Genomic DNA, 14,245 nt, shown 5'->3' on the forward strand with positions numbered 1-14,245 from the left:
TTATTGCAAACGGAAGAACCGCCTGCTGGACGCAGGAACAAACAGCAGCAGCAATACCAGCATATCCGGCAGTTTTTGCATCACCAGCGTATGCAGAATTTCGCGTCTGGACTCCCCCGCAATGCTGAACAGTTCTGGATATCCGTAGCCCAGCGAAGCCGCCCACAGATAGACGCTGGCGATAATCTGGGTCAACAGATAGATCCAGCGTGCCCAGTTCCGTCCTTTTACCAGCGAAAATGCGCAGTAAATTTCGATAAATAGCAGCACCAGACTGCCCAGAAACACCAGCGTCAAATTCCAGGTCTGCACACTGCGATGAATAAACTCACTGGTTCCACGAAACCCAAGCGTATTAAAAATCATCAACAGATCGAGACAGCGGATCATGATAATAGCCAGCGCCGCCACCTGCACTAAAGCAGGGACGTTTAAGCGAGCATGTGATGTGGATGATTTCTTAAAAAATCCCAACGCGTCGTCTTCCATGAAAACGGCGCAACCACCACAGCTGCGCCGTATAGACAGGTTGGCAGATTTTAGTTTTTTCAGCCGCGTCTTGCACGTTGGATATCGCGGATCCGTTGTTTTTCTGTTCGCGCCATCAGATACCACGCGATAAATCCGATAATTCCTACCACACCAAGGATCAGCGTCGCCAGGGCGTTGATCTCCGGGTTCACCCCCATACGTACGCTGGAGAACACCAACATCGGTAACGTTGTGGCGCCAGGACCAGAGACAAAGCTGGCAATAACCAGATCATCGAGTGACAGCGTGAAGGCTAATAGCCAACCGGAAATCACCGCCGGCATAATCATCGGCAGGGTGATGACGAAAAAGACCTTCAGCGGCGTGGCGCCGAGATCCATCGCCGCTTCCTCAATGGAGTGATCCAGTTCGCGCAAGCGTGAAGAAATCACCACCGCTACGTACGCCGTACAGAAAGTGACGTGCGCCAGCCAGATGGTCAGCATGCCGCGATCCGCCGGCCAGCCGATGGCGTGAGCCAACGCAACAAACAGCAGCAGCAGCGACAAACCGGTAATGACATCCGGCATGACCAGCGGCGCGGTGATCATAAAGGCGAAACCATTCGAACCACGAAAACGACCAAAGCGCACCATTACCACGGCGGCGATGGTGCCAAGGATTGCCGCCATCGTCGCAGCACCCGCAGCAATCGTTAAACTCATGCCGACGGCGCTTATCATCGCGCTATCGTGAAAAAGCTCGCCATACCAACGTGTTGACCACCCCGCCCAGACCGTCACCAGCTTCGAGCTGTTAAACGAATAGATAACCAACATCAGCATCGGCGCGTACAGGAAGGTAAAGCCCACTACCAGGATAAAAATACGCCACGGCGAGCGAACGACCGGTAAGTTATTCATCCGTGTTCCCCCACGCTTTTTTGCTGATATTTGTGGAACCACATGATCGGCACAATCAGAAGCAGCAGCATAATAATCGCGACAGCAGAAGCCACCGGCCAGTCTCGGTTATTGAAAAATTCCTGCCACAGCACGCGACCAATCATGATGCTATCCGGGCCGCCCAACAGTTCCGGGATCACAAACTCGCCAACAGCCGGAATAAATACCAGCATTGACCCGGCGATAATCCCGCCCTTGGTCAACGGCACAATCACGCTAAAGAAGGTCTTAAGCGGCCGGGCACCTAAATCCAGCGCCGCTTCCACCAGCGAGTAATCGATACGGGTCAGCGCGGTATAAATCGGCAGCACCATAAAGGGCAAATAGGCGTAAACAATACCGATGTAGACCGCCAGATTGGTGTGCAAAATCGTCAACGGTTGGTCGATGACGCCCAACCACATCAGGAAGTTGTTCAGCACGCCGTTGTTTTTTAGGATCCCCATCCAGGCATATACGCGAATTAAAAACGAGGTCCAGGACGGCAGGATCACCAGCAACAGCAGAATATTACGCGTTGAGGGTTTACTGTGCGCGACGGCCCATGCCAGCGGGTATCCCAGCAGCAGGCAACAGATTGTCGAAATTCCCGCCACCTGTAACGATTGCAGGTAGGCATCGAAATAGAGCGGATCGTCCGTTAACTGCAGGAAGTTGGCTAAGTTGAGCGTGATGGATAGCTGATCGTCAGCCCATGAAACGAGGTCCGTATAGGGAGGAATAGCGCGCGCCATTTCAGCCAAACTGATTTTGAAGACGATCAGAAAAGGCAGCAGAAACAGGAGCAGCAGCCACACATACGGCAGCGCGATCACCAGCTTGCGCCCGTGCTTCATTTGCAGCCGCGACATAAACAGCGTGAATCGCCCTGCTTTATCCACGCGTGCCGGAGGTTCAAGTGTACTCATCTTCGCTCCTTAAACCGTCAACACCACACAGCTGTCCGCATCCCAACATAAACGGACTTCGTCACCCCAGGTTGGTAATCCCTTGCGATAACGATGCTCATTTTGTAGCTGGGCGCTCAACATCTGGCCGCTTTTCAAACGTACGTGGTACACCGACAAATCGCCCAAATAGGCAATGTGTACCACTTCGCCTACCGCGAAGTTATAACCCTCTGGCGGAGGGGCTTCGCAGAGCATGATTTTCTCCGGGCGCAGCGCAACGTATACCGGGACGTTATCGACAATAGACGCATCGGCGTCCACTTTCAGCGGATGCACCAGTCCAGGAGACTCAATCACCAGACCATCTTCCTGGCGTTCTTTTAGCAGTCCCTCAAAAACGTTTACCGAACCGATAAACTCTGCGCTGTAGCGCGTAGTCGGATGCTCGTAGATCTCTTCCGGCTCGCCGATCTGGACAAATTTGCCACGGTTCATGATCGCGATACGGCCCGCCATCGTCATGGCTTCTTCCTGATCGTGTGTCACCATCACGCAGGTAACCCCGACGCGTTCAAGGATATCCACCACTTCCAGTTGCATGCGGTCTCGGAGTTTTTTATCCAGCGCTCCCATCGGCTCATCCAGCAGCAGCAGTTTTGGCCGTTTCGCCAGACTACGCGCCAGTGCCACACGCTGACGCTGACCGCCGGAAAGCTGGTGCGGTTTTCGTTTGGCGAACTCCTGCATATGCACGAGTCCCAGCATCTCATTCACCCGACTGGCGATTTCAGCCTTCGGCAGCTTGTCCTGCTTGAGGCCAAAGGCAATGTTCTGCTCCACCGTCATGTGCGGAAACAGGGCATAGGACTGAAACATCATATTAATCGGACGCAGATAAGGCGGGACATGCGCTAAATCGACGCCATCCAGCATGATTTGCCCGGTAGTCGGCAGTTCAAATCCCGCCAGCATCCGTAGCAGAGTCGATTTGCCACAGCCGGACGCGCCGAGCAGAGCAAATATTTCACCTTTGTAGATAGTAAGATTGACGTCATCAACGGCGTGCTGACCGTCAAATGACTTGGTCAGATTGCGAATTTCAAGCAGCGGGGTCAGCGCCTTGCGGATTTTCGCTTGTGGGCGTGGGGTTGCATCATTCACTCAGGTGCTCTCCGGCATAAAACAAAGAAACGGTGCAAATAACGCACCATAACGGTGCGTATTGCCGGGTTATATGTGTCCGGGTTCAACGCTGCCCGGCAGGCAAAAATCCTGCCGGGTCATGTCCCAAACATCGGTTTATTTCCCGCTTTTTACCTTCGTCCATGCGCGGGTACGTACACGATCGATCTTCGGATCCTGTACTTTCAGTGTGAACAGCTTGGCGCGAACATCTGCAGGCGGGTAGATACCCGGGTTGTCACGAACTTCAGGGCTGACCAGAGCCGTCGCTTCTTTGTTGGCATTGGCATAAAACACGTGGTCGGAGATATGCGCAATCACATCAGGGCGCAGCAGGTAATTGAGGAACTGATAGGCTTCATCTTTGTTTTTCGCATCGGCAGGCATCGCGAATACGTCAAAGAACGCCATTGCACCTTCTTTAGGAATTGAGAAGGAGATATTGACGCCATTTTTCGCTTCTTTCGCACGGTTTGCCGCTTGCCATACGTCCCCTGCCCAGCCAATCGCGACGCAGGTATCACCGTTTGCCAGGTCGTTAATATATTGCGAGGAGTGGAAGTAGCGAATATTTGGGCGCAGCTTCAACAGCAGGTCAGTTGCCGGTCCGGTGTAATCATCCGCTTTGGTACTGTTTGGGTCTTTACCCAAATAGTTCAGCACCGTGGCAAACACCTCTTCGGGCGCATCGAGGAAAGAGACGCCGCAGCTTTTGAGTTTTTCCAGATTTTCCGGTTTGAGGATCAAATCCCAGCTGTTAACCGGCGCATCCGGCCCCAGCACCGCTTTGACTTTATCCACGTTATAGCCAATACCGGTCGTAGCCCACATATACGGCATCGCGAACTTGTTGTCCGGATCGTGTTTACCCACCAGCTTCAGCAGTTCAGGATCAAGATTTTTCCAGCCCGGCAATTTGCTCTTATCCAGCGGCTGGAATACGCCCGCAGTCAGTTGACGCTCAAGGAAGCTGGCAGAAGGAACGACAAGATCAAAGCCGGTGCTGCCAGCCATGAGCTTACCTTCCAGTACTTCATTGGAATCAAATACGTCATAGATAACTTTAATTCCGGTCTCTTTTTCAAAATTAGCCACCGTGTCCGGGGCAATATAATCAGACCAGTTATATATATGCAGCGTTTTTTGTTCAGCAGCGAGCGTGCCGGCAGAGATGGCCATCAGAGCACCCGCAACCAGGCCTGATAACCATTTTTTATTTAAGGCGGTCATAATCTCTTTCCTTCTGAAAGTTCGTTAACAAACGAACAAAAATGTCACACTCTAATGATATGCAAGAAACGTGCATATTCTTTCATGCGGCACCGATGAAAAGAGAGACCTCTCCTCATGCCGCTGTTGCTCGCTGGCATCCGCCTATGCATTCAACACACATTGTGGCCACAGGTCTGGTCACAAGGGGCTGTTTAAATGATGACGTTGGTAAGCTTCGCAAGAATAACTTTAGCCAGGAATTGTGGATATAGCCCAGATTAAAAAACGTCTTTTATCAATTTTTTATGCAGGAATTGTCTATGACATAAAGCGGAAGGCGCTGAATCTAGGTGAATAATTCTTTAATGAAAGGTTAAATGCAGAATAAAAACAGGCAATACGCAACCGCTCTGGCAGCGGCTGCGCAATATATGTCCAGATTCAGGAAGAATTAATGGAGGAAATGAATTTCAGCGGTACTGTTTTGCGCATCTTCTTCAGCATTAAATAACAGCTGATGCGCTCCGGCTTCGAGGATCACCATCGATATTTGCTCTTCGCTCTGGCGAACAAAACATTCAAACTGCTCAAAGGTTACGCCCGGCGTAACGGATAAAGACTGGCAAACCACCAGCTTTGGCAGATTATCATCCTGCATATCCAGAAACGCTTTCACCGTCAGTGAACTGGCATTGATCGCAGACAGATCGGCTGCCAGTGGCAGCAATGCAGAAGGTCTGACTTCCGCCATCGCAGAAAACAGAATGACGTTATCGACCAAATCAACTTTTGCATCAAAGATGCCGTCAAAATTCTGCATGTGTGGCAAGTGCAGCGCCTGACAGGTATCGCATTCAAAAAAACTCATGCCCAGGTCGTCGAGCCATTGACGCAACGTATCCAGAGTGGGAACGACCAGTGATGTCATAATAATGTGCGACCTCTATTGATGAAAAAAATACCGGCACAGCTTACGCAAAAAGAGCGTGTCATACCACGATCGCAATCGATATTGCGCTTAGCCGCCGATTTTAAGACAAAATTCAGGAGTAGCATGGCGCTCGATCCACTGGATCATTTTCGCGGCAATGTCTATTCCAGTGGTTTTCTCCACGCCTTCCAGCCCCGGAGACGCGTTAACCTCCATGACCAGTGGCCCTCGATCAGCGCGCAGAATATCAACGCCTGCAACGTCCAGGCCCATCGTCCGGGCGGCTTTGAGCGCAATTTCTCTTTCGCGCGGCGTGATACTCGCAATAGTCGCCACACCACCGCGATGGAGATTAGAACGAAAATCGCCCTCTTTAGCCCGTCGTTCAATGGCGGCCACTACTTCATCGCCCACCACGAAACAGCGGATATCGCGCCCCTTCGCTTCTTTGATATATTCCTGAACCAGGATATGGGCATTCACCCCACGAAACGCATCTACCACGCTTTCTGCAGCCTGCCGCGTTTCCGCCAGCACCACGCCAATACCCTGGGTGCCTTCAACCAGTTTCACCACCAACGGCGCACCGCCAACCATGTCAATCATGTCGCTGGTATCGTCCGGAGAGTGAGCAATTCCGGTAATGGGTAAATCAATTCCCTGACGCGCCAGCAGCTGTAGCGAACGCAGCTTATCGCGCGCTCGCGTAATCGCTACTGATTCATTCAACGGATAGCTACCCAGCATCTCAAACTGGCGCAGCGCCGCCGTCCCATAAAAGGTAATCGCGGAACCAATCCGCGGGATCACCGCGTCGAAATGGGGAAGCTGACGGCCCTTGTAATGAATAGAGGATGCCGCCGGGCTGATGTTCATATAGCAAGAAAGGGGATCGATAACTTCAACCAGGTGACCGCGCTGCATCGCCGCTTCACGCAGGCGTTTACAAGAATAGAGCGTTCCGTCCCGGGACAAAATGGCAATTTTCACCCTGCACCTCTCTGAATGACCTGGTAAAAGCTGGCGTATCATACACTGGGTTAAAATCTTTAGCGCGTGGCCCATCCCTGTTTATGCAAATATTCCAGGATAAAGGGGCGACTTTCTTTAATGATGGTACGGCGAATATGATCGCTCCAGGTGTCGCGGCGGGTATTGCTGCCTCGGGTCAGATAGTACTGCGCGAGCTGCTCATCATATTGCGCCAACACATCACTGTTGAGTGGCTGGTATTGGTTTTCATGCACCACAAGCGACGCGGGCAGGCGCGGCTTGATATCCGGGTTATCCGCAGGCCAGCCGAGGCACAATCCAAAGAGCGGCAGAACATGTTGCGGAAGCTTCAGCAGTTCGGTGACCGGCTCAATATTGTTACGCAAATCGCCAATAAACACGCCGCCAAGTCCCAGCGACTCTGCCGCCGTCAACGCATTTTGCGCCATCATTGCAGTATCAACCACGCCAAGCAGCAGCTGTTCCGCCAGCCCAAGTTGCGCGTCAGGGCAAATCTGCAAATGGCGGTTAAAATCAGCGCAAAACACCCAGAACTCAGCGGCCTGTGCCACATGCTTTTGACCGCCAGATAAGGTAGCCAGTGATTCACGCAAGGATTTATCCGTTATGCGAACGATCGTCGTGCACTGTAGAAAACTGGAGCTTGACGTTCCCTGAGCGGCGGCAATAATCGCCTCTCGCTGTGCATCCGAAATGGCATCATCAGTAAAATGGCGAATAGAACGGTGGCTGCGGAGTAAATCAATGGTTGGAGTCATCTCTTTTGTCTCTGTCTGAATCAGTTGAATCACCGGGTGCGCGAGACATCAGTTGCGGTGCCAGCAGTTGAGCAACACGCCACATCAACGCCACCGCAGCAGGGAGCATCAGCAGTACGCCCAGAAATATCATCACCACGCAGGCTAACGGGCTGTTAAGCGGTGCGGGCAAGGTGAGGTAATCGTTAAGCGATAGCAGCGCCAGCGATAACAAAACCATCCCAATTATTTCCAGCATCAATACGCTTTTGGGTAATACACCAATTGTGCGCATACGCGGCCTCCCGGCGAAATGGCTTCCATTATAAAACGTTCCGGCTTGCCGTGTTTAACAGATATAGCTTGAGGATATCAAAGCAACAGGCTGAACCTGCTTTCCATCCGTCACAAATCGCGGCATCATAACCAGTATTGCCATCCGGCCTGATAAGTTCGAGGAGAAAGAGATGTTTGCCGTTATTTTTGGTCGCCCAGGGTGCCCGTATTGCGTGCGCGCAAAAGAATTAGCAGAAAAATTAAGCAGTGAGCATGACGATTTTAACTTCCGCTACATTGATATCCATGCTGAAGGAATTACCAAAGCAGATCTGGAAAAGACGGTAGGTAAGCCAGTTGAAACCGTTCCGCAGATTTTTGTCGATCAAAAACACATCGGCGGCTGCACGGATTTTGAAGCTTGGGCAAAAGAGAACATGAATCTGTTCGCCTGATAGCGGTTTCTACGCCCTCACCTTGAGGGCGTCATCAGTTCTTTTTCCGCCGTTGATGCTGATTGAATAAGCTACTGATAAATAAAAAACATAATGCGCCAAGTGCGCACCAAAACACCGCACTAAACAACCACGCCAGCTCTTGCCACAATGAACGCGTCGGCATAAAAACGAACCGCATCAGTAACAGGCAGCACGGCGCCGCCAACATTGCACCAAGCAGGGGTTTGAGCACTTCCCGACGATGGGAAAAAAAGCTTGCTGCAGCACCAGGTAAGATAAAAAACAACAATCCGACCTCAGGATGCCCTGCCGCTCTGAATGCCCCTTTCACGTTCAGCGTTAATGAAAGACACACCACAATAAAGAGCACAAAGCAGCAGACCGCACTCGCCCAACTTTGCTTATGTTTCAATCGTTCCTCCTGACACATTCTCTATCGAACACTCTTTTCGCCCGCAGGCGTCCAGTCAGATAAAGTAACTCGGCATTCCATGCCAAAAACACACCCACACGATTCTTATAGCCGTTGATACGTAATGAGATTAAACTAACCGCATATATTGTTATGCTGCATTATTCGGGGCTGTGTACGATGCTATCGCCCCTTAATTTCTGGCAAAAACATTAGCGTAAATTGCCATTTCTTTCAATAGCTTACTAGTAAACAAGAAGTTAGTCTCCGTGAATATAAACGTCGCAGATTTGTTAAATGGGAATTACATCCTGTTATTATTTGTGGTCCTGGCTCTGGGCCTGTGTCTGGGCAAATTACGTCTGGGTTCAGTCCAACTCGGTAATTCCATTGGCGTTTTAGTGGTCTCCCTATTATTAGGTCAGCAGCACTTTAGTATTAACACCGATGCATTAAATCTCGGCTTTATGCTGTTTATTTTTTGCGTCGGCGTCGAAGCCGGTCCCAACTTTTTTTCGATTTTTTTTCGCGATGGGAAAAATTATCTAATGCTTGCCCTGGTGATGGTCGGTAGCGCAATGCTGATCGCGTTGGGGCTGGGTAAGCTATTTGGCTGGGACATCGGCCTGACGGCGGGTATGCTGGCTGGCTCGATGACCTCAACGCCGGTGCTGGTCGGCGCGGGTGATACCTTGCGCCATTCAGGAATGACAGGGACACAACTTTCAAGTGCTCTCGATAACCTGAGCCTGGGTTACGCCCTCACCTATTTGATTGGTCTGGTCAGCCTGATTGTTGGTGCGCGCTATTTGCCGAAACTGCAGCATCAGGATCTGCAAACCAGCGCCCAACAAATCGCGCGTGAACGAGGTCTGGACACCGACGCCAATCGTAAAGTGTACCTCCCGGTGATCCGCGCCTATCGCGTTGGCCCTGAGCTAGTGGCATGGGCCGATGGCAAAAATCTGCGCGAACTGGGTATTTATCGCCAGACCGGTTGTTACATTGAACGCATCCGTCGCAACGGCATTCTGGCCAACCCGGATGGTGATGCGGTATTGCAAATGGGCGATGAGATAGCCCTGGTGGGTTATCCGGACGCCCATGCTCGCCTCGATCCCAGCTTCCGTAACGGTAAAGAGGTGTTCGATCGCGATCTGCTCGATATGCGCATCGTTACTGAAGAAATTGTGGTGAAAAACCACAATGCCGTTGGTCGTCGCCTGGCCCAGTTGAAACTAACCGACCATGGTTGTTTCCTGAACCGCGTGATCCGTAGCCAGATTGAAATGCCTATTGATGACAACGTCGTACTCAATAAAGGCGACGTGTTGCAGGTCAGCGGTGATGCTCGTCGCGTGAAAACCATTGCCGATCGTATCGGCTTCATTTCCATTCACAGTCAGGTGACCGATCTGCTGGCCTTCTGCGCCTTCTTTATCATCGGTCTGATGATCGGGATGATCACCTTCCAGTTCAGTAATTTCAGCTTCGGCATTGGGAATGCGGCTGGACTGCTGTTCGCCGGGATCATGCTGGGCTTCCTGCGAGCCAACCACCCCACATTTGGCTATATCCCACAGGGTGCGCTGAATATGGTGAAAGAGTTTGGCCTGATGGTATTCATGGCAGGCGTCGGTTTAAGCGCAGGCAGCGGCATTGGTAATGGCCTGGGTGCCGTCGGTGGTCAAATGTTGATTGCCGGTCTGGTAGTCAGCCTGGTTCCGGTTGTCATCTGTTTCTTGTTTGGTGCTTACGTATTGCGCATGAACCGTGCCCTGCTGTTTGGTGCCATGATGGGCGCACGTACCTGTGCTCCGGCAATGGAAATCATCAGCGACACCGCACGCAGCAACATCCCTGCGTTAGGTTATGCCGGGACCTACGCGATTGCCAACGTTCTGCTGACATTAGCGGGGACACTCATAGTCATTGTCTGGCCAGGCCTTGGTTAGCGCTGAAATATTCCCTTAATTGAAAAATTTTTGCAGGTAAGCAGAACTTTTCTTCAAGGCGTCAGTCATAACTATTGCCACTGCTTTTCTTTGATGTCCCCAATTTGTGGAGCCCATCAACCCCGCCGTTTTGGTTCAAGGTTGATGGGTTTTTTGTTGCCTGAAATTTGCGTTCATCGTCTTCCACCTCTGAAACTCCTCCCAAATTTGCAGCATGCCGGTTATGGCACATACTTTAAAACGGTGCTTTATCGGGGATGGGGGTTAGTCATGTTGCTTACTGGCAAAGTCGCAGTAATTTTTGGTGGCAGCGGGGCTATTGGTAGTGCGGTTGCGCAGGCCATGGCGCGCGAAGGAGCCCATGTGTGTCTGGGTGCTCGCAGCCAGGAAAAACTTGATCGGACGGCCAGTATTATCCGAACGGCAGGTGGTACAGTCGAAACCTTTATCACCAATGTACTCGACGAGCACAACGCATCGAAGGAAGTTACCCGCCTTGCGCAGCAAACCGGTGGAATAGATGTGGTGGTTAACACAACGGGATTTATGCACGAACAGGGCAAACGCATTGACGCATTATCCCTCTCTGAGTTTATGAGCGGCATCACCCCTTTCCTCTCGGCGCAGTTCAATATCGCTAAAGCCGTAACGCCGCACATGGGCGGCAATCGTGCGGGCGTCATTCTCAGCGTTGTTGCCCCCGCGGCCCCGATGGCGATGCCTGGTCATCTGGGTCATATTGTTGGTTGTGCAGGAACAGAGGCTTTTATTAAAGCATTCGCCAGCGAGGTAGGACCGGCAAATATCCGGGTCGTCGGCGTGCGCTCGCATGCGATTGTGGATGCTGTTGCAGCTGGCTCCTATACCGGAGAAATTTTCTCCGCCAAAGCACAGTCAATGGGTTTAACCGTCGATCAATGGTTAGGGGGTGCGGCGCAAAGTACCATGCTCGTGCGCCTGCCTACGCTTGCACAAATCGCTGAGGTCATGACCTTTCTCGCTTCAGACCATGCCAGCGCCATGACCGCGACGGTAGTGAATATTACCGGAGGCGCTACGCACAGCTGACTGTCGCGGGTATCCCTGCAATACGCTCCACCATCAGCAAGATATCTTCTCGCTGCAGCGGTTTTTTGTCCGTGACAAAATGCAGCGTCATTCCTTCAATAAACGCATCCAGCGCCCGCGCCGTAACCGGGTCAAACCACTGCTCCAGCGTTTGTTGGCTGCGTAGCATCCAGTTCTGCATCACCGTTTTCAACGCTGGTTTACGGCTGGCAAAAGCATACAGCTGATACATGAGCTCCATATTATCAGGCGTTGTGACCTGAGAGCCGTAAATCATATCGGTAATGGCATGGCAAGCCTGCGACGCATCCTTAACATCGGCAAAAAAGTCCTGATACTGCAGCATCATCCTGTCAGTAAAACGGCCAAATGCCTCCATCAAAAGCTCATCAATTCCCGAAAAGTAATAGGTCATAGAACCCAGTGGCACCTCGGCAATCATAGCGATTTTACGGTGTGTAACCCCATGAATACCATGAGCTATTACTGCATCCAGAGTCGCCTGAACTATTTTTTCCCGCCGCTGCGGATCGTTTGCACGTCGCACTACATTTCCTCTTCTTGCATTTGTGTACAAATGTACACAGTCTTGCTAATGTTGTCTCCTTCCCTCTTTTCTTTGGCTCGAATTCATGACTGGCATCTCATCACGCAAAGCCTTAAGACGTCGCACCTGGGCGCTGTTCACGTTCTTCTTTTTACCAGGATTATTAATGGCCTCCTGGGCAACGCGTACCCCTGCCATCAGAGATATCCTCTCCATCTCCACTGCCGAAATGGGTGCAGTGTTGTTTGGGCTCTCTATTGGTTCGATGAGTGGCATACTTTGTTCGGCCTGGCTGGTGAAACGATTTGGCACGCGTAAGGTCATCCGCACCACCATGTCTTGTGCAGTCCTCGGAATGGCGATCCTCAGCGTAGCGCTCTGGCTGCATTCCGCATGGCTTTTCGCGTTTGGCCTGAGCGTATTTGGCGCCAGCTTTGGCGCGGCAGAAGTTGCCATCAACGTCGAAGGTGCGGCAGTTGAGCGCGAAATGAACAAAACCGTGCTGCCGATGATGCACGGTTTTTACAGCCTGGGAACGTTGGCAGGGGCTGGAGTTGGAATGATGCTTACCGCCTTCAGCGTCCCGGCTACCGCGCATATTCTTTTGGCTGCAATGGTTGCTATCACACCTATTTTCATCGCCATCAAAGCTATTCCTGACGGCACGGGCAAAAATGCCGCTGACGGTTCTCACTCCGGTGAAAAAGGACTGCCTTTTTATCGTGATATCCAGCTATTGCTGATCGGCGTTGTAGTGCTGGCGATGGCATTTGCTGAAGGTTCCGCCAACGACTGGCTTCCACTGTTAATGGTGGACGGACATGGATTTAGCCCGACATCAGGCTCGCTGATTTATGCCGGTTTTACGCTGGGTATGACCGTTGGGCGATTTACCGGTGGCTGGTTCATCGACCGTTACAGCCGCGTTGCGGTGGTGCGCGCCAGTGCGCTGATAGGCGCTCTCGGGATTAGCCTGATTATTTTTGTCGACAGCTCCTGGGTGGCGGGTGTGTCCGTTATTCTGTGGGGACTCGGCGCATCGCTCGGTTTCCCGCTGACCATTTCAGCCGCCAGCGACACCGGCCCCGATGCCCCGACCCGCGTCAGCGTCGTGGCGACCACCGGTTACCTGGCGTTCCTTGTTGGACCGCCGCTTCTGGGCTATCTGGGTGAACACTATGGCCTGCGCAGCGCTATGTTGGTGGTGCTGGCGCTGGTGCTTGTCGCCGCCGTCGTCGCGAAAGCGGTAGCGAAACCGGATCTCAAAAATACTACGGTGATGGAGAACAGCTAATGAGTATCAAATTAATTGCGGTCGACATGGACGGCACATTTTTAAGCGACCAAAAAACCTATAACCGCGAGCGTTTTATGGCGCAATATCGCCAGATGAAAGAACAAGGGATCCGCTTTGTAGTCGCCAGCGGCAACCAATATTATCAGTTGATTTCCTTTTTCCCCGAACTGGCCAATGAAATCTCATTTGTCGCCGAAAACGGCGGTTGGGTGGTCAGTGAAGGAGAAGATGTTTTTAACGGCGAACTGGCTAAAGACGATTTCCATGCCATCGTAGATCATCTGCTGACCCGCGCCGATATCGACATTATTGCCTGTGGTAAAAACAGCGCCTATACGTTGAAACAGTACAGCGATGAGCATAAGAACGTTTCCGCCATGTATTATCATCGTCTTGAATTTGTAGATAATTTTGACAACCTCAACGATGTTTTCTTCAAGTTCGGGCTGAATATTTCCGACGACCGAATTCCACAGGTACAGGCCGATCTCCACGAGGCGATTGGCGATATTATGGTACCAGTGCATACCGGCTACGGCAGCATCGACTTAATAATTCCCGGCGTGCATAAAGCTAACGGCCTGCGCCTGCTGCAACAACGCTGGAATATTAACGACAATGAAGTTGTTGTATTTGGCGATGGCGGAAATGATATTGAGATGCTGCGCCAGGCAGGATTTAGTTTTGCAATGGCCAACGCCCATGAGCCGGTGATCGAGGCGGCAAAATATCGCGCAGGCTCGAACAACGAAGAGGGCGTTCTGGATATTATTGACCGCGTGTTAAGGAATGAAGCACCGTTTACGCATTAACGGCTCAGCACAGACGGC

The 14,245-nt window shown here is 51.7% G+C and carries 16 protein-coding genes; 5 read left to right on the forward strand and 11 right to left on the reverse strand.

What is annotated here, in order from left to right; all coding sequences use genetic code 11:
• The 9 genes from ACHHZ7_RS00590 to ACHHZ7_RS00630 all read right to left on the reverse strand — a co-directional run bounded on the left by ACHHZ7_RS00590 (position 1) and on the right by ACHHZ7_RS00630 (position 7,697).
• Positions 1–489 (reverse strand): YbjO family protein, encoded by a 489-nt coding sequence (locus ACHHZ7_RS00590; RefSeq protein ID WP_003035378.1) that lies wholly within the window; start codon positions 487–489, stop codon positions 1–3.
• A gap of 59 nt (positions 490–548) precedes the next feature.
• Complete coding sequence (potI, locus tag ACHHZ7_RS00595; protein ID WP_008784246.1) at positions 549–1,394, reverse strand: putrescine ABC transporter permease PotI; 846 nt, start codon at positions 1,392–1,394, stop codon at positions 549–551.
• Complete coding sequence (gene potH / locus ACHHZ7_RS00600) at positions 1,391–2,344, reverse strand: putrescine ABC transporter permease PotH (protein WP_003831667.1); 954 nt, start codon at positions 2,342–2,344, stop codon at positions 1,391–1,393. Before potH ends, potI begins: the two co-directional genes overlap by 4 nt.
• 9 nt (positions 2,345–2,353) lie before the next feature.
• A complete protein-coding gene (gene potG, locus ACHHZ7_RS00605; RefSeq protein ID WP_008784245.1) occupies positions 2,354–3,487 on the reverse strand; it encodes a putrescine ABC transporter ATP-binding subunit PotG in 1,134 nt (377 codons plus the stop codon).
• Positions 3,488–3,625: 138 nt separating this feature from the next.
• Positions 3,626–4,738, reverse strand: a complete 1,113-nt coding sequence (gene potF, locus ACHHZ7_RS00610) for a spermidine/putrescine ABC transporter substrate-binding protein PotF (protein ID WP_003831664.1) — start codon at positions 4,736–4,738, stop codon at positions 3,626–3,628.
• Between the two features lie 433 nt (positions 4,739–5,171).
• Positions 5,172–5,648, reverse strand: a complete 477-nt coding sequence (locus tag ACHHZ7_RS00615; protein ID WP_003831662.1) for a YbjN domain-containing protein — start codon at positions 5,646–5,648, stop codon at positions 5,172–5,174.
• Between the two features lie 90 nt (positions 5,649–5,738).
• On the reverse strand, positions 5,739–6,641 hold the full coding sequence (gene rimK, locus ACHHZ7_RS00620) for a 30S ribosomal protein S6--L-glutamate ligase (RefSeq protein ID WP_003831660.1): 903 nt from the start codon (positions 6,639–6,641) through the stop codon (positions 5,739–5,741).
• A 59-nt stretch (positions 6,642–6,700) separates the two neighbouring features.
• On the reverse strand, positions 6,701–7,423 hold the full coding sequence (nfsA, locus tag ACHHZ7_RS00625) for a nitroreductase NfsA (protein WP_395148434.1): 723 nt from the start codon (positions 7,421–7,423) through the stop codon (positions 6,701–6,703).
• The gene (locus tag ACHHZ7_RS00630; protein WP_008784242.1) at positions 7,407–7,697 is read right to left on the reverse strand and encodes a DUF1418 family protein; all 291 of its coding nucleotides are present in this window, start codon (positions 7,695–7,697) and stop codon (positions 7,407–7,409) included. The genes nfsA and ACHHZ7_RS00630 overlap by 17 nt, the downstream gene beginning before the upstream one ends.
• A 172-nt stretch (positions 7,698–7,869) precedes the next feature.
• On the opposite strand from ACHHZ7_RS00630, the gene ACHHZ7_RS00635 reads away from it, so the two are divergent.
• Entirely contained in the window at positions 7,870–8,133 is a 264-nt protein-coding gene (locus ACHHZ7_RS00635) for a GrxA family glutaredoxin (RefSeq protein ID WP_003035358.1), read from the forward strand.
• Between the two features lie 34 nt (positions 8,134–8,167).
• On the opposite strand, the gene ACHHZ7_RS00640 is transcribed toward ACHHZ7_RS00635, so the two are convergent.
• Positions 8,168–8,548, reverse strand: a complete 381-nt coding sequence (locus ACHHZ7_RS00640; RefSeq protein ID WP_003035356.1) for an inner membrane protein YbjM — start codon at positions 8,546–8,548, stop codon at positions 8,168–8,170.
• 269 nt (positions 8,549–8,817) lie between these two features.
• Here ACHHZ7_RS00640 and ACHHZ7_RS00645 point away from each other — a divergent pair, with 269 nt between their 5' ends.
• Both ACHHZ7_RS00645 and ACHHZ7_RS00650 read left to right on the forward strand, forming a co-directional pair.
• Positions 8,818–10,503 (forward strand): aspartate:alanine antiporter, encoded by a 1,686-nt coding sequence (locus ACHHZ7_RS00645; protein ID WP_003831652.1) that lies wholly within the window; start codon positions 8,818–8,820, stop codon positions 10,501–10,503.
• Between the two features lie 270 nt (positions 10,504–10,773).
• On the forward strand, positions 10,774–11,571 hold the full coding sequence (locus ACHHZ7_RS00650) for an SDR family NAD(P)-dependent oxidoreductase (protein ID WP_060682484.1): 798 nt from the start codon (positions 10,774–10,776) through the stop codon (positions 11,569–11,571).
• On the opposite strand, the gene ACHHZ7_RS00655 is transcribed toward ACHHZ7_RS00650, so the two are convergent.
• Complete coding sequence (locus ACHHZ7_RS00655) at positions 11,558–12,118, reverse strand: TetR/AcrR family transcriptional regulator (protein WP_003831648.1); 561 nt, start codon at positions 12,116–12,118, stop codon at positions 11,558–11,560. The genes ACHHZ7_RS00650 and ACHHZ7_RS00655 overlap by 14 nt on opposite strands.
• An 85-nt stretch (positions 12,119–12,203) precedes the next feature.
• Here ACHHZ7_RS00655 and ACHHZ7_RS00660 point away from each other — a divergent pair, with 85 nt between their 5' ends.
• Together ACHHZ7_RS00660 and ACHHZ7_RS00665 are read left to right on the forward strand one after the other, a co-directional pair.
• Positions 12,204–13,412 carry an MFS transporter gene (locus tag ACHHZ7_RS00660; RefSeq protein ID WP_060682485.1) on the forward strand — a complete coding sequence of 403 codons (1,209 nt, stop codon included), beginning with the start codon at positions 12,204–12,206 and terminating at the stop codon, positions 13,410–13,412.
• Entirely contained in the window at positions 13,412–14,227 is an 816-nt protein-coding gene (locus ACHHZ7_RS00665) for a Cof-type HAD-IIB family hydrolase (protein ID WP_060682486.1), read from the forward strand. The genes ACHHZ7_RS00660 and ACHHZ7_RS00665 overlap by 1 nt, the downstream gene beginning before the upstream one ends.
• Positions 14,228–14,245: the final 18 nt, after the last annotated feature.

It is taken from the genome of Citrobacter freundii complex sp. 2024EL-00216 (genome assembly GCF_043945515.1).
Lineage (GTDB): Bacteria > Pseudomonadota > Gammaproteobacteria > Enterobacterales > Enterobacteriaceae > Citrobacter > Citrobacter portucalensis.

Excerpts from the sequence above, each read along its gene's own strand:
- ACHHZ7_RS00630 (WP_008784242.1), bottom strand. The coding sequence starts at position 7,697 with ATGCGCACAATTGGTGTATTACCCAAAAGCGTATTGATGCTGGAAATA.
- potF (WP_003831664.1), bottom strand. The coding sequence starts at position 4,738 with ATGACCGCCTTAAATAAAAAATGGTTATCAGGCCTGGTTGCGGGTGCT.
- nfsA (WP_395148434.1), bottom strand. The coding sequence starts at position 7,423 with ATGACTCCAACCATTGATTTACTCCGCAGCCACCGTTCTATTCGCCAT.
- ACHHZ7_RS00590 (WP_003035378.1), bottom strand. The coding sequence starts at position 489 with ATGGAAGACGACGCGTTGGGATTTTTTAAGAAATCATCCACATCACAT.
- ACHHZ7_RS00635 (WP_003035358.1), top strand. The coding sequence starts at position 7,870 with ATGTTTGCCGTTATTTTTGGTCGCCCAGGGTGCCCGTATTGCGTGCGC.
- potI (WP_008784246.1), bottom strand. The coding sequence starts at position 1,394 with ATGAATAACTTACCGGTCGTTCGCTCGCCGTGGCGTATTTTTATCCTG.
- ACHHZ7_RS00665 (WP_060682486.1), top strand. The coding sequence starts at position 13,412 with ATGAGTATCAAATTAATTGCGGTCGACATGGACGGCACATTTTTAAGC.
- ACHHZ7_RS00650 (WP_060682484.1), top strand. The coding sequence starts at position 10,774 with ATGTTGCTTACTGGCAAAGTCGCAGTAATTTTTGGTGGCAGCGGGGCT.
- potH (WP_003831667.1), bottom strand. The coding sequence starts at position 2,344 with ATGAGTACACTTGAACCTCCGGCACGCGTGGATAAAGCAGGGCGATTC.
- ACHHZ7_RS00660 (WP_060682485.1), top strand. The coding sequence starts at position 12,204 with ATGACTGGCATCTCATCACGCAAAGCCTTAAGACGTCGCACCTGGGCG.
- ACHHZ7_RS00615 (WP_003831662.1), bottom strand. The coding sequence starts at position 5,648 with ATGACATCACTGGTCGTTCCCACTCTGGATACGTTGCGTCAATGGCTC.